This is a genomic window from Vibrio sp. R10-SG3-ISO10 (assembly GCF_059834185.1).
In genome coordinates this window covers 855,008-875,367 of record NZ_JCBDHG010000022.1, presented here as the reverse complement: position 1 = coordinate 875,367, position 20,360 = coordinate 855,008, and the positions used below count along the sequence as shown (strand labels likewise).

At 45.1% G+C, this 20,360-nt stretch carries 18 protein-coding genes; 6 read left to right on the top strand and 12 right to left on the bottom strand.

The features are described 5' to 3' along the window. Positions 1–20: 20 nt before the first annotated feature. Entirely contained in the window at positions 21–953 is a 933-nt protein-coding gene (locus tag AC6R16_RS17530) for an exopolyphosphatase (RefSeq protein ID WP_425666902.1), read from the bottom strand. A gap of 193 nt (positions 954–1,146) precedes the next feature. Between AC6R16_RS17530 and AC6R16_RS17525 the strand changes: the two genes are divergently transcribed. Further along, positions 1,147–1,398, top strand: a complete 252-nt coding sequence (locus AC6R16_RS17525; protein ID WP_500640299.1) for a putative hemolysin — start codon at positions 1,147–1,149, stop codon at positions 1,396–1,398. 58 nt (positions 1,399–1,456) lie between these two features. On the opposite strand, the gene AC6R16_RS17520 is transcribed toward AC6R16_RS17525, so the two are convergent. Then, positions 1,457–2,293: a YdcF family protein gene (locus AC6R16_RS17520; RefSeq protein WP_500675230.1), complete on the bottom strand. Its 837-nt coding sequence runs from the start codon at positions 2,291–2,293 to the stop codon at positions 1,457–1,459. 189 nt (positions 2,294–2,482) lie between these two features. Here AC6R16_RS17520 and AC6R16_RS17515 point away from each other — a divergent pair, with 189 nt between their 5' ends. Beyond that, entirely contained in the window at positions 2,483–3,853 is a 1,371-nt protein-coding gene (locus AC6R16_RS17515; protein ID WP_500640301.1) for an L-serine ammonia-lyase, read from the top strand. A gap of 24 nt (positions 3,854–3,877) precedes the next feature. On the opposite strand, the gene AC6R16_RS17510 is transcribed toward AC6R16_RS17515, so the two are convergent. The 3 genes from AC6R16_RS17510 to AC6R16_RS17500 all read right to left on the bottom strand — a co-directional run bounded on the left by AC6R16_RS17510 (position 3,878) and on the right by AC6R16_RS17500 (position 7,521). Continuing rightward, on the bottom strand, positions 3,878–4,780 hold the full coding sequence (locus tag AC6R16_RS17510; RefSeq protein WP_500675229.1) for a LysR substrate-binding domain-containing protein: 903 nt from the start codon (positions 4,778–4,780) through the stop codon (positions 3,878–3,880). 71 nt (positions 4,781–4,851) lie between these two features. Continuing rightward, entirely contained in the window at positions 4,852–6,255 is a 1,404-nt protein-coding gene (locus AC6R16_RS17505) for an FAD-dependent oxidoreductase (protein WP_500675228.1), read from the bottom strand. A 141-nt stretch (positions 6,256–6,396) separates the two neighbouring features. Then, positions 6,397–7,521 (bottom strand): M14 family metallopeptidase, encoded by a 1,125-nt coding sequence (locus AC6R16_RS17500; protein WP_425666895.1) that lies wholly within the window; start codon positions 7,519–7,521, stop codon positions 6,397–6,399. A gap of 277 nt (positions 7,522–7,798) precedes the next feature. Between AC6R16_RS17500 and AC6R16_RS17495 the strand changes: the two genes are divergently transcribed. Further along, the gene (locus AC6R16_RS17495; RefSeq protein WP_500675227.1) at positions 7,799–9,274 is read left to right on the top strand and encodes a peptide MFS transporter; all 1,476 of its coding nucleotides are present in this window, start codon (positions 7,799–7,801) and stop codon (positions 9,272–9,274) included. An 85-nt stretch (positions 9,275–9,359) separates the two neighbouring features. Here the strand turns inward: AC6R16_RS17495 and AC6R16_RS17490 are convergent, their stop codons facing one another. From AC6R16_RS17490 to AC6R16_RS17460, 7 genes are all read right to left on the bottom strand, one after another. Continuing rightward, positions 9,360–9,716, bottom strand: coding sequence for a DUF3316 domain-containing protein (locus tag AC6R16_RS17490; protein WP_500675226.1), 357 nt, complete (start codon positions 9,714–9,716; stop codon positions 9,360–9,362). Between the two features lie 361 nt (positions 9,717–10,077). Further along, on the bottom strand, positions 10,078–10,980 hold the full coding sequence (locus AC6R16_RS17485) for an EamA family transporter (RefSeq protein WP_500675225.1): 903 nt from the start codon (positions 10,978–10,980) through the stop codon (positions 10,078–10,080). A 71-nt stretch (positions 10,981–11,051) separates the two neighbouring features. Further along, complete coding sequence (phnR, locus tag AC6R16_RS17480) at positions 11,052–11,756, bottom strand: phosphonate utilization transcriptional regulator PhnR (RefSeq protein ID WP_500640307.1); 705 nt, start codon at positions 11,754–11,756, stop codon at positions 11,052–11,054. 8 nt (positions 11,757–11,764) lie between these two features. Beyond that, the gene (locus AC6R16_RS17475; RefSeq protein ID WP_500675363.1) at positions 11,765–13,477 is read right to left on the bottom strand and encodes a putative 2-aminoethylphosphonate ABC transporter permease subunit; all 1,713 of its coding nucleotides are present in this window, start codon (positions 13,475–13,477) and stop codon (positions 11,765–11,767) included. Between the two features lie 25 nt (positions 13,478–13,502). Continuing rightward, the gene (locus AC6R16_RS17470; protein WP_500675224.1) at positions 13,503–14,615 is read right to left on the bottom strand and encodes a putative 2-aminoethylphosphonate ABC transporter ATP-binding protein; all 1,113 of its coding nucleotides are present in this window, start codon (positions 14,613–14,615) and stop codon (positions 13,503–13,505) included. A 155-nt stretch (positions 14,616–14,770) separates the two neighbouring features. Beyond that, positions 14,771–15,175: a GNAT family N-acetyltransferase gene (locus AC6R16_RS17465; protein WP_500675223.1), complete on the bottom strand. Its 405-nt coding sequence runs from the start codon at positions 15,173–15,175 to the stop codon at positions 14,771–14,773. 436 nt (positions 15,176–15,611) lie between these two features. Further along, complete coding sequence (locus AC6R16_RS17460; protein ID WP_171319806.1) at positions 15,612–16,622, bottom strand: putative 2-aminoethylphosphonate ABC transporter substrate-binding protein; 1,011 nt, start codon at positions 16,620–16,622, stop codon at positions 15,612–15,614. A gap of 283 nt (positions 16,623–16,905) precedes the next feature. Between AC6R16_RS17460 and phnW the strand changes: the two genes are divergently transcribed. The 3 genes from phnW (at position 16,906) to phnX (ending at position 20,320) form a co-directional block, all read left to right on the top strand. Then, complete coding sequence (gene phnW / locus AC6R16_RS17455) at positions 16,906–18,009, top strand: 2-aminoethylphosphonate--pyruvate transaminase (protein WP_500675222.1); 1,104 nt, start codon at positions 16,906–16,908, stop codon at positions 18,007–18,009. Positions 18,010–18,034: 25 nt separating this feature from the next. Then, the gene (locus AC6R16_RS17450; protein WP_500675221.1) at positions 18,035–19,414 is read left to right on the top strand and encodes an aspartate aminotransferase family protein; all 1,380 of its coding nucleotides are present in this window, start codon (positions 18,035–18,037) and stop codon (positions 19,412–19,414) included. 90 nt (positions 19,415–19,504) lie between these two features. Further along, on the top strand, positions 19,505–20,320 hold the full coding sequence (phnX, locus tag AC6R16_RS17445; protein WP_500675220.1) for a phosphonoacetaldehyde hydrolase: 816 nt from the start codon (positions 19,505–19,507) through the stop codon (positions 20,318–20,320). Positions 20,321–20,360: the final 40 nt, after the last annotated feature.

Here is a 20,360-nt window from a genome sequence, read left to right as displayed (position 1 = left end):
AGCGCTAGGGCCTTTTCGTTTTAACCATCGCTAGTGATTGCACTGATCAGTTCTTGTTGAACCACTTCTGCTTTATCGTTGTCAATCTGACAAGTGCCAGCCGCCTTGTGCCCACCACCACCATACTTGAGCATTAACTCACCTACATTGGTCTTAGAGCTGCGATCAAAAATCGACTTACCGGTAGCAAACACCGTGTTTTGTTTTTGGAAGCCCCACATTTTGTGAATTGAGATGTTACATTGGGGGTATAGCGCATAGATGATAAAACGGTTTCCAGCGTATATGACCTCTTCGTCGGTTAAATCGAGAAAGATGAGGTTGTCATACACCGTCGCACAACGCTGGATCTGCTCCTTGAACAAATTTTCATGCTCTCGATACAAATCAATACGTTCTTTGACATCAGGAAGATCGAGCAACTCATCAATTGAATGATTTTTGCAATACTCAATCAAATCCATCATCAACGCATAATTGGAAATGCGAAACTCTCGAAAGCGGCCAAGGCCAGTTCGCGCATCCATCAGGAAATTCAATAGATTCCAACCCGTCGAGTCTAGAACCTCATCTCGATTAAACTGAGCCGAGTCACCCTTATCTACCGCCTCCATCATATCTTCCCATTCGGCTGGAAAAACTTCTCTCCCCCCATAGTGCTCCCAAACAACCCGAGCCGCAGAAGGCGCATCAGGGTCGATAATATGATTTTCATACCTTTCTGGATTGCGCAATAATTCCGATAGGTGATGATCAAATACAAGATGCGCCTGCTTCACATAAGGCAAGTTAGTTACTATATCATTGGAGGTTATCTCAATGACCCCATCTTGCATGTCTTTTGGGTGAACGAACTTAATGTCGTCGATGAGATCCAATTGCTTTAACAGTACTGCACACACTAGACCATCAAAGTCGCTTCGCGTAACAAGTCGATATTTTTGCTCCGACATCTGGCACTTCCTATGCTTCGTCTTTTTATTAAAGGATACGTAATACGAACGTACTAGGCTGCTACCTATAGCTTTGTTGTATAACTCCTTTTAATTTTAGACATCACTAACCTTTTAACAAACTCTAGACAGAGTTTTTCGTTCCTTGCTCTATACTCGATATGCTACTAATTGATTCAATATAGGTTTAATTATGAAGAAAACGTGTTTTGCTCTAGTTGCTGCCAGTGTTGCCGTTCTAGCGGGTTGCGCCAATGAACCTGATGAGTATGAAGTAAAAGATTACACTTCGATGGCAAACCCAGCTGCCGTGTATTGTGTGCAGCAAGGTGGAGAGCTTGAGACAGTGACCGAGAATGAAGAACGTGTCACATACTGCCTGCTTCCGAATGGCGAACGCGTCGAAGAGTGGGATTATTACCGCCAAAACCATAAAGAGCAGTAATCCTAGTTCGATCGGGAAAGAGAACCACCTTGCTCTCTTTCCCTGAATCATTGGCTCATCAAATTTTCGACAAGCCTTGTCGTTCTGGATCAAATTGCCGATTGAGACTTGTTAGGCACTGATCCAATATTCGTAACTGGTCTATCACTTCCACTCGAGTTGCGGACGAACTTGTCCTCTCGACCGCTATTTCAATCAGTTTTAAGCTTTTCATCTCATTGTGATCTGAGAGCAGTTGTTTGAGCTCTTGAATTGCAGCAATAGCGATATGGTAAGGCTGCTCTCTTACTTGCTCTAATGGCCTGGTAAAAGTTCCGCTCTTCACACCCTCTAAATAGACTCTATAAGTCGTGAGCTCATCCAGCCGCAAGAATGTTTGACCCAATGGGGTGATATGGGGATAAGGCACACAAACATGTGCTTCTAAAGACATAGGAATATTGAGTTTCAAGCCGCTCTCTGCACAGCGAGTTTTCAACGTACGAAGTAGACCCTGTTCATCCATCAAGGTTTGTATTTCGAATATCCTTTTCAGATGATACTCATTAGAGACAAACTGGACGCTCACTTCCTGCCCACTCTCACATAACTGGCTTGCTATCAGTTTATCTGCGGCATTTTGAATATTCTCGATAGTGTTAGTGGATCTATCTTCGAGAATAATATGAGGAGGTAATTCTCCTTTAGAGAAAAGCTTAAAATAGTCAAACATAGCTTGGGCTTCGGTTTGCATTTGCCCGTCCGTCGTCCCGCCACAGAATATGATCGCGCTCTGATCGAGCGGGAGGTTCTTTGCGGCCGTATGTAATGCTTCGACCCTTGTTCTTCCCTCAAGTGTCAGCTCATTGTTGAATAGCCGCTTACCGAGAACAAGCACTACATTAATAATGTTCATTATTTATCCATGTCTCAATTATTCCTACTGAGTTACACATAAACTGTACAAGCATTCACTTTGTCGTTAGCTTATCAGAGGTTAATATTTTGTTAACATCCCGCATGCAAGACGTTATCTCCACTTGCGTGCCATACTTGTAAATAAAAGAGCCTGAAAGACAGGCCACTACAACAGGAAGTAAAGTTTATGCTGTCGATATTTGATATTTTCAAAGTGGGGGTTGGGCCTTCAAGCTCTCATACCAACGGGCCTATGCTCGCAGGTTATCATTTTACTCGCCTTCTCGCTTCATCCATAACCAAAGTTAACCGTGTACAAGTGGATCTTTATGGTTCTTTATCGCTCACCGGTAAAGGGCACCATACCGACAGAGCCGTGATCTTAGGATTACTAGGTAATAAACCAGACACGATTAAAATGGCCAGTGCAAAGCAAGCGCTTGCAACGACAATACAGGAAGGTTATCTGATCCTTGCGGGTGCTCACACTATCGATTTTAGCTATGAGAGCGACATCTTGTTCCATAGTGATAATCTACCTCTGCATGAAAATGGAATGACGATTACGGCTTATGACTCGCTCGGCAACCAGCTAGCTATAGAAACCTACTACTCTATCGGTGGTGGGTTTATCGCCACAGCAAAAGAGCTCGAAGAGGGCGGTAGCGCGAACAGCGTTGATGTTCCATTCCCATTCACGAGTGCGGACGAAATGCTAGAAATGGCCGAGACAAATGGCCTTAGCCTTGGCGGTATGATTTTGCAGAATGAGGTCAACTTCTTTAACGAAGAAGAAATCACGCGCAAGGCTGAGCAAATCTGGAAAGTAATGTCTTTGTGTATGCAACGCGGTTTCGAGACCGAGGGAATCTTAGAAGGTGGTCTCAACGTCACAAGACGCGCACCTAACTTACTGAAAAAGTTAGAAGCGAATGCATCAATTGAGAACGATCCTATGGAAATCATGGATTGGATCAACCTGTTTGCTTTCGCTGTCAGCGAAGAGAATGCAGCTGGAGGCCAAGTGGTGACCTCCCCTACCAACGGTGCGGCTGGCGTGATTCCTGCGGTACTCATGTATTACCACCGCTTTATCAAAGAACTTGATACAAAGCAGCTCAAAGATTTCCTTGCTGTAGCGGGCGCAATTGGCATCTTGTACAAGACTAATGCTTCAATCTCTGGCGCAGAGGTCGGCTGTCAGGGTGAAGTGGGAGTGTCGTCTTCAATGGCAGCGGCTGGCTTAACTGCGCTTCGTGGTGGCAGCAACGAACAAATCTGTATTGCGGCAGAAATTGCCATGGAGCATTCACTCGGTATGACGTGTGACCCAATCGGCGGCCTAGTTCAAGTTCCATGTATTGAGCGTAACGCAATGGGTGCGATGAAAGCCATCAATGCTTCACGTATGGCGCTTAAGCGTACCAGTAAGTGTCTTATCTCTCTCGATAAAGTCATCGCGACCATGTATCAAACCGGTAAAGACATGAATAAGAAGTATCGCGAGACCTCTTTAGGCGGCCTAGCCGTTATCCATATGGCTCCGCCTTGTGAGTAAGCGGCTTAAGCTACTTTACCTGAGCTAATTAAAACTGTGCCTTAACCAATCGAAAAACTTGATAGCCATTGAGTTAGAAGGGTTATGGTACAGAACATAATGGTTTGTTTCACAAGGAACTGTCCACTCTCCAACCGTCATCAACTCGCCCTGCTTTAGTTGGTCTTCAACCAGTACATCTTTGACTAATAAAATACCCAACCCGCATACCGCCGCTTCCACCGCGAGAAGTGTGTGGTCAAAATGGAGCTTTGGTTTCACCCAGTCATCGCAATAGCCGACTTGATTGAACCAGTAGCTCCAATTTTCTCTATATCCCGAGGTTGAGATCTTTTCAGCGTTAGCAATATGCGCTAACTCCATCACGCTGTGCTGCTTTAAGTAACTCGGAGAAGCCACTAGCACCCAATGCTCTTCAGTAAGCTGTTCTGTAAGTTGGCTTTCTTTCGGTAACATACCATTGATGATTTCAATATCAGCAGTTTGACTTGTATTTGGATACGGATTGGATGTGGTGGCAATCTTAAATTCTAAATCCGGGTTAAGTCGCTTAAATTCCGTAAGCCTCGGAATAAGCCACTGATGGCAAAAGCTTTGAGCGACATTAAGTGTGAGTAAGTTCCGCCTCTTGCGCTCAAAAAGTTGCTCTGTTCCAACCGACAATGCGTCAAACATTTGTGTTAACAAAGGCAGGTAGTATTGCGCGTCATCCGTGAGTTTCAGCCTAGAGCCACTGCGTTCGAACAAGGTTGCCTCTAAATAGTGTTCCAGCTGTTTGACCTGTTGGCTCACCGCAGCACGCGTTACATTCAATTCTTCAGAGGCTTTGGTCAGGCTTTGTAACCTCGCGGCAGACTCAAACGCCTTCAGCGCATTGAATGGCGGTAAAAATCGTTGCGAGTGTTGTGTAGAGGCGTTATCAGACATAGATCAATTGGCTTTGATGAGCGCTTTAATTAGACAAGCGCCCATCTTGCCAACAAAATATGACAATGGCGTTAAGTCACCTTGTCTGCTTTACCTGCTGCACCTGCAAACTTAGCTAGCCATTTATCTAACAACTTAGGTTTCTCTTCCCTGTCTTCGGCGTCTTCTTTCCTGCGCACCGCATTTCTCACCATCATCGCTCCTAGCCAACGAATCGGCTCTGGTGGAAAATGACCTAATGGACCTTGAGCTAAACCACATTGTGACCAAACATCTTTTCGTTCTAACACCAGAGAGGTAAGAATCTTGGCACCAATTCGGGTCTGAGCAACCCCATTACCGGAGTAGCCGAAACCATAGAATATGTTCTTCTGCCCATCTAAATTGCCAAAGAACGGCAAGCCTGTCACAGAGCGATCAGAGCCTCCAGTCCAGCTATAAGCGAACTGAGACTGGTTTAGTTCAGGAAACAGATTAGCAAAAGAGCGCGAGAGCAAATCGACATATTGGCTTTGCTTGTTAAACATAGGGTCAACACGATTAGCAAACGAGAACTGATTGCCCCCTTTCCCTAGCATTAAACGTCCGTCTCGGGTATCTCGGTAATAGTGAACAAAGATCCTTGAATCGACGACTGCCGCGCCCCTTTTAAGTCCACTTTGTTCTAGCTGCTTTTCAATTGGGTCAGTAATCACCATGTCTGAAGAGACGACAACAATACTGCGTTTGAACTGCTTAAAATGCTCTACCATCCAAGCGTTTAACCCTAAAACGACCTTATCTGCGTAGATCTTTCCTTGCGGGGTATGCACAACCGCAGGCTCTCCAAAATCGAGCTTCTCCATCGCACTGTTTTCGTATACCTTGATTCCAAGCTGAATCGCCACCCGACGCAAGCCTCGCACGAGCAAGGCCGGTTGCACACTGCCAGCAGCGGGAGAGAAATATCCTTCAAGGTGTTGCTTCGAGCCAGATGATGAACGCAGTTCTTGTTCTGAACAGACATTCCAACTGTTGCAAGCGAGTTGATCCAATTGCTCAACGACTGGCTTCATCTGCCCCTGCTGCGCTGAATTAGTCACGGTATAGTAAGTGCCGCTGCGATAGAGATGCGCGTCTATATTGTGCTCAAGGCAGAACTTCTCAATGTCATATACCGCCTGCTCAGACTCTTCCACTAGCCATCGCGCCTGATCTTCGCCGAATAGTCGTTTGAGCGTTGGGTATTTGGTTGACCAAGTCAACATACAGCCACCATTGGCACCAGAAGCACCACTGCCACACAACCCTTTATCTATGACTAAGATATCAAGCTGAGGTTGTTGCTGTTTGAGCATAATAGCAGTCCAAAGCCCTGTGTAACCTCCTCCAACGATCGCCACATCGACTGAAATGTCCGTAGTGAGAGTTTGAGTATCGAGCGGCTGCTCCATTTCTAGCGCTTGTTTGAACCAATAAGATAGATGAGATGACATGTTCATTTCCTTCATTTTTCCTCTGAAGAAAATGTATCGCGGCTGGAAGCAGACGCACAGCGAGGAATTGTTACGCTGAGCGTAAGCTTTACTAACGCAAAAGGCGCGGAATGAACCGCGCCTATATTCTAGTGGGGTGAGTTAAATCTTATCGACCATAGCAAAGGTTGCAGTCAGCATATCGTGACCAAACTTAACGCTACGCTCTGGTGACCAACCGTAAAGCGGGTCTGGGTAATCATTATTATCCTTAAATGGCATCTCAACGGTGTAAGACAAACACTTAAATTGTTCACCCACCCAGTTAGATCCAACGGTCAAGTTCGCTTTGCCTGGTTCATCTTTATCGTAACCATGCTCATCTTGGAATTCTGGTGTAACCGTGTGAAGCACTTGCTTAAATGCTGTTTCTAGATCTGCTAAACGCTCATCATATGATGGGATACCCTCACAGCCAGCGACAAAGTTGAATGGAATCGCTTCGTCGCCATGGATATCTAGGAACATATCAACGCCTGTTTCCAGCATACGCTCTCGTACCAAATGGACTTCCGGGCTGCGTTCCATTGATGGAGATTGCCATTCACGGTTTAGGTTCACGCCAATCGCATTGCAGCGCAAATGCCCACGAATCGCACCATCTGGGTTCATATTTGGCACAACATAAAGCACTGCGTTTTCAAGAAGTGCACGAGCCGTAGTATCGTCTTCATCCAACATGCGTTGAATAAAGCCTTCCATAAACCACTCCGCCATAGTTTCACCAGGGTGCTGGCGAGCGATTAACCAGATTTTCTTTTTACCTTCTTCTGGCTCACCAAATGTCAGTAGGCTCATATCGTTACCATCTAACGTGCTACCAAGTGTTTCAAGTTGACAGTGATGAGCACTCTGCGCCATGTGAAGCAAGTCAAGATGGCGATCATATGTATAAGGTGCAAAATAAGCGAAATAGATAGAACCACGCTCAGGGATAACGTTGAATGTTAACGTATCACCATCAAACTCGGCAGGAATACGGAACCACTCTTCACGGTCGTAAGATGCGACAACGTCATAGCCGCTCCACCCTTCTGGGTAGGCCGAGTTCTTTAGATCTAGCAATTGAATAGTATGAGATTGCTCTGCTTGAGTCTCTAGGCGAAAGTGAAACCATTGATAAAACTCTGACTGATTGTCATTGGGAATCTTGAGTTGAATCTGATCTTTGTTCTCGATGCTTACGACTTCGATGCTGCCACTATCGAAATTACTAAAAATCTTCATGCTTACATTCCTTATACATTTACGTAGCAATGCAGGAGGCTAGCACAGTTCTTGGAAGTTAAAAATCTCTTTAGAGCACTTTATCGCACGGAATATTTGCCAAAAATATCCCACGCAAACGTTTTGGATCAAACTCATTATAAAAATTTATGCGAAGTTGAGAAAAAATCGTGCATAGAAAAGTAATTCTGCGATAATTGTTTCAATTTATAACATAGCACAAATGATAAAATAATCAGATGTTAACTCTGTGTTATATCAACAAAAAGAGAATATTATGTGGAATAAACTCAATAAATCAATGATGTTCTGCCAAGCAATGTTTGGCTTATCATTCTATGGTGTGATGGTTATCTTGACCCGTTTCTTCTTAGAAGATCTAGGGTATAACGAAGCAGACACCATGATGGTTGTCGGGGCGTTCTCATCCATCGGCCCACTTTTCGCTATCGCCGGCGGCTTTATTGTCGACAAATTTCTTGGCGCATACCGCTCACTCACCATTGCTTATGGTGCATTCGCTACCGGATACACCTTACTCGTATTGGGCGCGTCAACAACAAATATCCCAATGAGCTTAGCAGGTATCGCACTCGCAAGTTACGCACGTGGCTTAATGTCTCCTTCTTACCCAAGTCTTTACAAACGCACCTTTGCTTCAGAAGAGGACTTCGAGAATGGCTACCCTGTAAACTACTCGGTCAACAACGTGGGCGCATTGTTAGGTCAATACCTGTTCCCAATGTTCGTACTGGTGATCGGTTTCCACGGAAGCTTCACGCTATCTGCAGTCATGGCAGCCTTTGCGTTTGCAGTGCTTGTTATCTTCAACAAGCAACTTGTTGGCGCGGCCACTGAGATTGATCAAGAGCCAGTCAGCGCTAAAAACTGGGCAGCATTCTTAACGGTTTCTGTTGCAATGGTTGGCTTAGTATTCTTCATGTTCTCTAACATGGATATTGGTCAGAACATCGTTTACGCCATTGGCGCAGCGGCCATCTTGTACTTCATCTCGTTGATGTTTAAGTCAGGCAAGTCAGACGCGCTGAAGATGGGTACCATCCTAATCATGACAGTGCTAACAACATGTTTCTTCGTTTACTACGGTCAGATGATGACATCAATGACAATGGTAACGATCAATACAATGCGTGGTGATCTATTCAACCTGATCCCAATTGCACCAGAAGCATCCATGGCAATGAACCCTCTGTGGTGTATTGTTGCCGGTCCTGTTATTGCTATGACCTTCTCTTCTCTTGAGAGAAAAGGCATCAATTTCTCAACCGCAACTAAGATTGGTTTTGCCTTTATCTTTACAGCGATTGCTTTTGGTATCTTGACCATGGCGGTGATGAACATTGGTGAAGATGTAGTAATTCGCCCTGAAGTCTTCCTAGCGATTCACTTCTTCCAAGCATTTGCAGAAGTTATTGTCGGTAGCCTTGTGGTTGCGTTTATCCTTTCGGTAGCGCCAAAACATATCGAAGGTTTCTCTGTATCACTATTCTCTGTTGCAATGGCACTAAGTGGTATCGTTGGTGCAGTATTCTCTACCTCTATCGCTCTAGAGAAAGGCCAAGAGATCACGCAAGAAATTGTTCAAACGGTTTATGGCGACTACTTCCAACTACTGACTGTTCTTGCCGTGGTTATGGTAGCGATTGCTCTAGTTGCTTCTGTGATTATTCGCAAGATGCTAGAAGCTGCGCGCGCTGATGAACAACCTGAAATGGTTGAAGCGGAAAGCTAATCGCTCAGCGTATTCAAACAAAGTAAAAACCCAAGCATGAACTTGGGTTTTTTATTATTTGCTAGCAAAAACTGAAATTCTGTTGTTAATCTCGGTCGCGAGCTCTAAATTCGTAACTAACATTAATCACTGGTTGGAAAGCAATTTCACCGTCACTAGTAACAATTTCATTTACTGTCACGTGTGAATTTCTCAACTCGAATGAATTAACGTCAACAAGGTCATTGCTTGAGTAAGACACAGCTCTACTTAGCTCATATGGAGATTTATCGTTAATTTCCATAATCATGGTTTTGCCCGCTGCTAATGCCGCTTCTTTTGAACCCACTGCATCGCCATTCATTGTTTCGCTTTGGATTACTGTATTGTATGCACCACCTAAACCAGCTAACGCTACAGAACTAAACAACATGACACTTGCTAAACTCACTACTTTAATCATAACTGACTCCTTAGCTACCTATACTTACTTACCTAAAAATGGTTTTAAAAATCGAGCTTTATTTCGTTGCCCGAGTAACCAAATAGTACGTAACAGAAGACCAGAATGAATTAGAAATAATTGCACTTGTTATTCGAATAATTTGAAATAAGAGAAATACTCTTTCTTGCAATAAATGTAGGGTTTTATTGGTTCATAATATGCAGCTTAGAAAAAAGACATTTAACTCAACACGTTATTAGTTCGATTCAAAAACAAAGAAAGCAAACCTAGTTCATACTTTAGAGTGATTCGTTATAATACAGGTGGAAAATATCATATAAATTCAGGGAACTTTTGTGTGTTTATTAGCGCTTATTTATTAGATCACCGTCAATACCAGTCCAACGAAAATTAATAAAGTGCCTAAACTTCGAGTTAGGGCGAAGCGTTCACCCAATAGAAGCACACCGAAAATCATGCCAAACACAATACTGAGCTGCCTCAGTGCGACCACATAACTCACATTCTCGGTCATCGTCATCGCATATAGCACCAAGCCATAAGTGGTAGCCATCATAATCCCGGCCATTGCAGACGGCTTCTTGATGCTCCAAGCTTGTGAAAACTCCTTCCATTGGCGTGTTGCAATAACATAGAAAGTAATGACCAAAAATATCGTCCAGAACTGGATACCCAAATAGAAAATCGCCGAGTGCAAATTGGAAATAATATGCGAGAGCTCAAGGTCAACAATTCCCAACGCCTCTTTATCCAAAATGGAATACCCTGTCGTGCCTACGGCAGCAATCACCGCCCAAAGCACGCCAACATTGAGGTAGTCACTAAAACGTAACTCTCTTAAAGAACTCAAAGGCACTAACAGACAGCCAAAGGTGATTAACACGAAGCCGACCCACACAAGTGTGGTTAGCTGGTATCCCAGTAAAGCGGTTCCCACACCAACCATAAGTACTGGAAGTGCGCGCGCAATGGGATAAATCACGCCGATATCACCATGCTTATAGGCGTTACCTAAACCAATCAGATAGATAAACTGAGCGACACCACTTACGAGCAACATCCACCAAAACGTTGCTGGAATATTCGCGATGCCGACACCATTGAGATACCAGATTACGTATGGTGCAAGCACAATCGAAGCGGCAGCGCTACTAGATAAGAAAAATGCCGTACCTGACGACTTGTTACTTTTACTTAGAAGGTTCCAACCTGCATGCAGAAATGCCGATACGACAACCAAACATATCGCCCACACTGACATAGTCATTCCTTAAACTTGAACAGATAAAAGGCTTCTGGTTACTACGCAGAAGCCCAAATAAAGAAGTGAGATTAACGTTGAAGCTGAGCGACGGACTCAATGCTGATGGCATCATGCCGCCAGTATTCTATGTCGCAGTCAATCAACTCGCCATTTTGATTGTAGTTAACTCGCTCAACGACCATAGCCGGCGTCCCAGACGTCGCTCGCAATGCTTGTGCAGTTTCACCGAGCAATGTGCTGGTGCTAATGCGGTAGCGAATCTTTTCGTAAACAACACCATAATGTTCACGGTAAATATCAGTCAATGACTTCGACAAATCAAAATCGAGAAGATTTGGAAACAACTCAGGACGAATATAGTTAGTGACATACACCACTGGGCGTTCTTCTAAGTATCGAACCCTATCTACTCGATACACATCGGAAAAAGGCTGTAGCCCAAGTAAACTGGCCGCTTGTTTATTGGCGAGAATACCTTTTGCAGCAATCAACTCTGTCTGTGGTATACGCTGCTGCGCCGTCGCCATATTGGTAAAGTTTAGCGTCTGCGTCGGATCGTACTTAAGAGGCAGCGGCGAGATAAACCAACCACGTCTGTCTTCTCGGTAGATTCGCCCTTCTGCTTCAAGCAAGGATAACGCCTCTCTCAGTGTGACTCTTGTGGTGTCAAACGACTCTGCAAGCTTCCTTTCTGCAGGTAATTTCTGCCTTGGCGATAACATGCCTGATTCAATTTGCTCAACAATTGAATCTTTAATTTTTACGTACTGCACCCTTGTCCTTACCTTTTACGCCATGCTTGCGTTTTGTTTTCTAACCATTTGCCTAACGTCATGTGTGCTAACTTAGCTATAGCAGCGGAGATCATGATCATCACAGCCATCGCTGCAGCTGCACCTGTCTGTCCTGCATCATCCATATTTAACACTGACACAGAAGCAGGGATAGTTTCCGTAGAGTAGATAAATACTACCGCAGAAGTGGTGGTTAATGCATTAATAAACAAATAGGTAGCGATATCTAGAGTCGCAGGAACGCAAACTGGCAGCGTCACCTTAAAAAACAGCTTGTACTGAGGTAGCTTTACCGACGCCGCTGTCGCTTCAATCTCGCTCGGAATTTGCTTAAGCGCAGTTACCGCTGTCATATGACCTACAGTGTAATAGTGAACCACGGTGTTGATAACAAGAAACGCCATGCCGCCATATAAAACGCTCAGTGGGTTGTTAGTATCATTAAAATAGAAGATATACCCCAGCCCCAATACCATTCCCGGTACAGCCATAGGAACAACACTGAGCATTTGCATGGCTTGTCGAACAGGTGCAAACGCCCGCCCTTTCTCAATACAGTACGCTCCAACAAAAATAATTGCTGTACCAATAATGGCTGTCCATGTTGCGAGTGTGAGCGAGTTAAAGTATGGAGACCAACCATAGGTACTCATTTCAGCAAAGTTGTAGTTGTTCAGAGTCAAAGCCTTATTCCAAGGCCAGAAGGTTACCAATGAGCCATACACTGCCATCCCCAGTACCACAATCACCGCGGCAGAAATCATTAAACAATAGGCAAAACAGATCCCATCCCTGACTTTATTAGGCTCTGGTTGGTAAGGTACAGAACGAGTATCAAATAGGCTTTTATGCTTCTTTTGTACCCAGCGGTCAGCAATGAATGCGAGCAAAGCAGGCATTAACAGTAATATACTGGTCACCGCACCCATAGAGAAGTTTTGCTGCCCCACAACCTGTTTGAAGATATCTGTCGCCAGAACGTTGTAATTCCCGCCAATCACTTTAGGTACACCAAAATCACATACAACCAGAGTGAACACGACAATCAAGGTACTGATCAAGCCATACTTAGCAGCAGGAAGAGTGACGACAAAGAAAGTCTTGAACGGTGACGTTTTTAAAGCTCGCGCCGCTTCATACAATCTCGCATCCGAGGTTCTCAATGAGGTGGTGAGTATCATCAGGGCATGAGGGAAGGTCCAAAAGATCAGACCTAGTGAGATGCCCACCAAGCCGTAGACTGAATGACCGCCCAACATCTCTTTAGCGATACCTTGATTACCAAACAAAAAGATAAGGCTGATTGCAGGAAGCAGCGAAGGCGCCAAAATAGGAGCTGTACCCAGCATGTGAAACATACCTTTCATTGGCATGCACGATCTCGTCAGTGCGTAGGCATAACCAAAAGCAAGCACACCTACTACGGCAGTCACCAGAAGTCCTAATGTAAATGTGTTGCCAACAGAGTACCAAAGGCTGTCATTGGCAAAATAGGTAGCAAAGTTCTCCAGCCCAACAAACTCGCCACTATTGTTCTGAACACTTTTTGTCAGCATCGCCCATAGAGGCATCACAATAAAAATCGTGAGCGCTGAAAATAGAAATGCCAATAAGCCAAATAGCACTAGGTTATCTTTACTGACCCTGTGCAAAAGAGATGAAGGACGCAATGAGCGAGAGTTAACCCCAGAGTTGTACATAGTTCTACTTTCCATTAGTGATACCTTAAGCCGCAATTGCTTTAGTGCCATTTGGGCTTAACGTTGGATATGCACGTATTCCCTGTTTTGAGAACTGAATGTATCGAATATCGCCAATACGCAGCTTCTGCTCGGTGACCACTTCGCCAGCGACATCGATAAAGATCGGCGCGGCTTGTTTGTCATGCTGAAGTTCACATTCAAAGCGATAAAACGCACCAAGAAACTCTCTGTCTCGGATCTTCACAGGTAGCGCATTATTAAATTGTTCGGCAAAACGAATGCTTTCTGGGCGTATTGCCAGATCAAAGCAATCCCCTCTTACTACTTGCTTGTTTTCAATCACAGGAGCGGGAATAAGCGACTCAGCGATACGTAGTTGAGTATCAGTCGCTGCTGAAGCAGAAATAAAATTCATGCTGCCAACAAACTCAGCAACAAAACGAGTAGCAGGGTGTTGATAGATCTCTTGTGGCGTGCCCACTTGCTCAATAACGCCATGATTCATCACAACGATTCTGTCAGCCATAGACAGCGCTTCATCTTGGTCATGAGTCACCATGATTGTGGTAATACCCAGTTTGCGCTGTAGTTTACAAATCTCATCTCTAAGGTGAACACGAACTTTGGCATCAAGCGCCGAGAGAGGTTCATCAAGAAGCAATAACCCTGGAGACAAGGCTAACGCTCTCGCAAGGGCAACACGCTGCTGCTGTCCACCAGACAATTGGTTAGGGTATTTCTCACAAGAAGTCGGTAAACCAATCATATCAAGCCAATAATCAACCTTTTCTAAAGCTTCTTGATTGGTCATCCCTTGGTTCTTTAATCCGATGGCAATATTCTCTTGCACGGTAAGGTTTGGAAATAGCGCATACGATTGAAAAACAATACCAAAATCTCGTTTTTCCGGAGGAAGGAAGGTCGTATCTTGTCCGTCTTGATAAATGCCACCTGAAGTCGGTAGATCAAGTCCAGCGATAGCTCGTAGTAGGGTCGTTTTGCCGCAGCCAGAAGGGCCAAGAAAGCAGACAAACTCGCCCTTCTCTATTGCCAGTGAAATTTGCTTTAACGCAGTGAACTGGCCAAATTGCTTCACTACATTTTCAATTTGTAAGTAAGGTTGGTTAGTTGACATAACACACTCTCCAAATGGTATATACCAACCTTAAATCTGGTTTGTTTCAGCGGCATGACAAATTTATAGAGCAAAGATGACAATAAAATGAATTCACTCGATTAGCCTATTATCTGTGACCGAACGATTGGCGAAGTCAATCTACGTCCTAAACCTCACAGCTCAAGAGACATTTTAAAGTAAGGGATGTCTCCTTTGTAAAAGCGCTCACCTTGTTTACTCATACCGAATTTGCGATAGATACCCAACGCTGATTCACGTGCATCACACCAAAAAAGTGTCGCTTGAAAATCTCGAATTTCGCTCAGCATGGTTTCCAACATCATTGAGCCTATACCCTGTCCTTGATACTCAGGCAAAACAGCAAATTTGCGTAGTCGAGCTTCATCCTGCTCAACAAAGACCGATGCGACACCGACCAACTGTTCTCCGATAAAGCCTCCGTAATGAAAGCCAAATTCATCTTCTGCCACACGACAAAACTCCAGACTCTTTGCCGGCCATAACACCGCATGCCTCAACGCGAGTGTTTGATCAGCCGTAATTCTTTCTACCCTCATAATGCTTTCCTTGCCCTCCCGTTATCCAGTTATCCAGTTATCCAGTTATCCAGTTATCCAGTTATCCAGTTATCCAGTTATCCAGTTATCCTAATTTGCCCTTAACTTTGCTGAAAAGCAAAAAGGAGAGCAACCCTGCTCTCCTTTGTTATCTCAATAACTAGGGTCTGTTGACCTTTTGCGGTTAAATTTTGTTCGAGATAAAAGCGTTTTAATCGCGGCGAGAGGTTTGTCGCCTAGTCATTCTAAGCAAAACACCTCTCAACAAAGAGTAAAACGCTTTTAGCCGAACCCTTCGGGCAGCGTTTGTGGCTCCTTTCTGCTGTGTTATCGGCTTATCAGGTAGAGCAACTACAATTCAAAGCCTCTGCCTTGCATAAAGAACCCACAAACTGCTGCAAAAATCAGCTCAAAAGGTCAACAGACCCTAATCAGCTTAAGATTTTGGCTCTGATTTAGCGTCAAATTTCGCCGACCAAGCCGCTAGGATATCCGCACGCTTGCTACCCATCTGAGCAAAGTCCATCTTAGCCATGTTCGCTTCTACATTCGGGAAGTTAGACACAGTTGCTTTCACATCTTTATGGCCAACTACTGGGTACATCTCTATGTAAAGCTCATTTGCTGCTTTCGAAATGGACCAATCAACAACGCGCTTAGCTGCGTCAGACTCTTTAACTAAGCCGACCGCTTCTGATTCCCAACCGATGCCTTTAGGTGTAATCACCGCTAAAGGAGCGCCTTGTGTTTTTAGCTTAGCGCCACGACTTGCCATTGAAATACCAATCGCAACTTCACCCATGCCTGCTTGTACACATGGCTTAGAACCGGAATGCGTGTAGTGTGCGATGTTCTTATCAAGATCGCGCATGTAGTTCCACGCTTTGTCTTCACCCATATTCTGCAGCCAAGCTGAAACTTGCATATAGCCAGTCCCTGAAGAAGCTGGGTTAGGCATCGCGATATGACCTTTGTATACAGGTTTAGTCAGATCTTGCCAAGACGTCGGCTTTGGCAGGTTCAGCTGCTTAGCAACCGCTTCGTTAAAACATACCGCGTTAAAGAATGCGTCGTTACCAAACCAAGCTTGGTTTGATTGCGGGTCATTCAAACTGGCATTCAGCTGATCCAGGCCTTTAGGCGTGTATGGCTGTAGAAGACCTTCTTCTTTTAGTAACGCCATCGAAGAACCTGCCAGACCCCAAACAACTTCAGCACGCGGGTTGTTTTTTTCTGCAAGTAGCTTAGCAGTCATGATGCCTGTTGAGTCACGAACCCATTTGATTTTGATATCAGGGTTTTCTTTTTCGAAAGCATTTTTGTACTTTGCCAGAATGTCAGTTTCGAAAGCCGTGTAAACCGTCACTTCCTGTGCTGCCATTGCGTTTGTTGCCAGCAGAGAAACAAGTGCAGCTAGCGATCCTTTCATCAAACGGTTTTTCATCATCTTCTCCAATTAAGACTATTACGTTTGTTAAACCTTGCCGAATTAGCATTGGTCTGTACCAGTTGACGTAATACACCCTAAAAGCGCTTTATTACGATTCAATGAACAAAAAATGGCACTTTTTTAAAGAATTAACGAAAAACTGCGCGGAATTTTGCCGACGAATTTTTCATATGAAAGTTTTATTAAATTCGACTTTCTGACCTTTACTGTTGTTTTTTCCTCTTGCTAAAGTTAATTCAAATTCTGGTGTAGACCAAATATAGTTAAAATGGAAATCGAGATGAAAAACGAATACCTACTGCTGACTCCGGGTCCTTTATCGACATCTGAAACCGTTCGTGAAGCCATGCTTAAAGATTGGTGTACTTGGGATGATGACTACAACAAAGACATCGTAGAAGTTATCCGCACTAAGCTAGTGAAACTCGCAACAGAGCAAGACGGCTACACTAGCGTATTGATGCAAGGCAGTGGTACCGCATCTGTAGAGGCAACGATTGGCAGCGCGATTGGAAAAGATGGCAAATTGTTGGTTGTTGACAACGGTGCATACGGCGCACGTATCGCTCAAATTGCTGAGTATCTAAACATTCCATGCCATGTAGTTTCCCCTGGCGAAACATCACAGCCGCACTTGAACGAGGTGGAAACTGCATTGGCATCGGATCCTAGCATCACCCATGTTGCGATTGTTCACTGCGAAACCACAACAGGCATGCTTAACCCAATTGAAGCTTTTGCGTCGATGGCAAAAGCGCACGGCAAAGTGGTGATTCTCGATGCAATGTCGAGCTTTGGCGGGATTCCTATCGATATTGCAAAGCTCAACATCGACTTTATGATCAGCTCTGCAAACAAATGTATTCAAGGCGTACCGGGTTTTGGCTTTGTAATCGCAAAACAAACTGAGCTAGAAAAATGCAAAGGTCAGGCACGCTCTTTAAGCCTTGATCTATACGACCAATGGCACTGTATGGAAGCGAACCACGGTAAATGGCGTTTCACGTCTCCAACGCACACGGTTCGCGCTTTCTACCAAGCTTTATTAGAGCTTGAGCAAGAAGGCGGTGTCGAAGCGCGTCACAACCGTTACCAGACTAACCAGAAAACACTGGTTGCGGGTATGCGCTCTCTCGGCTTTGAGCCACTACTGAATGATGAGCTTCATTCACCAATCATCACCTCTTTCTACTCTCCTACGCACAGTGACTATCAGTTCAAAGAATTCTACACCCGTTTGAAGGAGCAAGGTTTTGTGATTTATCCGGGTAAGGTGTCAAACGCAGACTGTTTCCGTATCGGCAACATTGGTGAAGTGTACCCTGCGGATATTGAGCGCCTAATCGGTGCGATTGAAAAAGCCATGTACTGGCAAGTTGCTTAAATAGCCTTAAGGAAGAGATAGCGTTATGACTGAAAATGTACAACCGACCCACTTCCGTAGCGAAGGTGATGTCAACACGACACCAGCGCGCCAAGCTTGGAATGCATCGATGGACGACGAACGCACGCAAGCATTGTTGAAGCGTGATTCGGAGGTCTTTCTTCATCAAGCTATGTCGACGCCTTGCCTAGATACGTTGGAAGCAGCAGAAGGCATCTATATTCAAGATTCGACGGGCAAAAAGTACATGGATTTCCATGGCAATAATGTTCACCAGTTGGGTTACGGACATCCACATGTGATTAAACGTGTGCAAGAGCAAATTGCCAAGTTGCCGTTTTCACCACGCCGTTTTACTAACCAAACTGCAATTGAATGTGCTGAGAAGCTAACGCAAATCTGTGGTGGTGAGTTGAATCGTGTGTTGTTTGCACCGGGTGGCACATCTGCGGTTGGCATGGCGCTAAAACTGGCACGTCACATCACAGGCAACTACAAGGTCGTCTCTTTGTGGGATTCCTTCCATGGTGCTTCACTGGATGCTATCTCTGTTGGTGGTGAAGCCTGCTTCCGTCAAGGTATGGGCCCACTTATGGCGGGTGTGGAACGCATACCACCAGCAGTATCTTACCGAGGCGCCCTTCCATCACCAGACGGCAGTGATGTGCATTATGCCGACTACCTTGAATACGTAATAGAAAAAGAAGGCGGTGTCGGGGCGTTTATCGCCGAAGCCGTTCGCAACACCGATGTACAAGTGCCAAGTAAAGCCTACTGGAAACGCATCCGTGAAATTTGTGATAAGCACAATGTCATGCTGATTATCGACGACATTCCCAACGGAATGGGTCGCAGCGGAGAATGGTTTACCTACCAAGCTTACGATATTGAGCCAGACATTCTGTGCATTGGTAAAGGCTTAGGCGGAGGCTTAGTGCCTATCGCCGCTATGGTCACCAAAGATAAATACAACACCGCTGAGCAAATCTCAATGGGCCATTACACCCATGAGAAAAGCCCAATCGGCTGCGCAGCGGCACTGGCAACCATGGAAGCGATAGAGCAAGGCGGCTTGCTAGATAAAGCCAAAGCCGATAGCCAGTTCATGCGTGACAAGCTGCTAGAAATGAAAGCCAAATACCCAGTAATTGGCGATGTTCGTGGCATCGGCATGCTTTGGGGTATTGAACTGGTCACCGACCATGAGAGTAAGCAGCGCGCCTATGACGAAGCCGAGGCCGTGCTCTACCAATGCCTCAACCATGGTGTGAGCTTTAAGGTGTCACAAGGCAATGTGATCCAGCTTAGCCCACCGTTAATCATCACTCGCGAACAATTGACAGAAGCCTTAGCCATCTTCGAAGAAGCCATCGCCAAAGTGTGCAAAGACTTTAACTATTTTTAAGGTCAATAAAGCTCAACAGAAACCAATTTATCCAGAGCGCGACTCCAACATAAAGCCAAGCGTTCTGGCAAGCAAGAAAAAGGATTAAATATGAACAACTCACCAATTCAGGCAGTCATCTTTGACTGGGCAGGCACTATCGTCGATTTTGGCTCATTTGCGCCAACCAGCATCTTTGTTGAAGCATTCAAACAAGGCTTTGACTTCGATATAGACCTTGAAGAAGCGCGTGAACCGATGGGCCTTGGTAAGTGGGACCACATCCAGGCAGTGGGCCGCATTCCTGCGGTAGATAAACGCTGGAATGAGAAGTTTGGTCGCTCGATGACTAGCGAAGACATTGACGCAATCTACGCGGCGTTTATGCCTTTGCAAAAAGCAAAAGTCGCAGACCACGCAGAGCCAATCCTGAATGCAATTGAAGTGGTCAACGATCTCAAAGACAAAGGCATTAAGATTGGATCTTGTTCTGGCTACCCTCGTCAGGTGATGGACGTACTGATTTCTGTTGCGGCGGACTACGGCTACAAGCCCGATTATGTAGTCGCAACAGATGATCTCCCTCAGGGTGGTCGCCCTGCACCTTTTATGGCACTCAAGAACGTCATTGAGCTGAATGTGACCGATGTAAACGCTTGTATCAAGGTCGATGATGCCGCACCAGGCATCGATGAAGGTCATAACGCGGGGATGTGGACCGTTGGCCTGCTGCTTTCTGGTAACGAAGCGGGTCTGACGTTTGAAGAGTACCAAGCGGCAGATGAAGCAACGCTGAATGACGCACGTGAAAAAGCACGTGCGAAGCTTATCAAGAGCTCACCACACTACCTAATCGATACCATTGCTGACTTTCCACAAGTGGTTGCCGATATCGAGCGTAGATTAGCAGCGGGTGAACGACCATAGCGTTGTTGACCCCAAGACAGTAAAAAGGGCTCAACTGAGC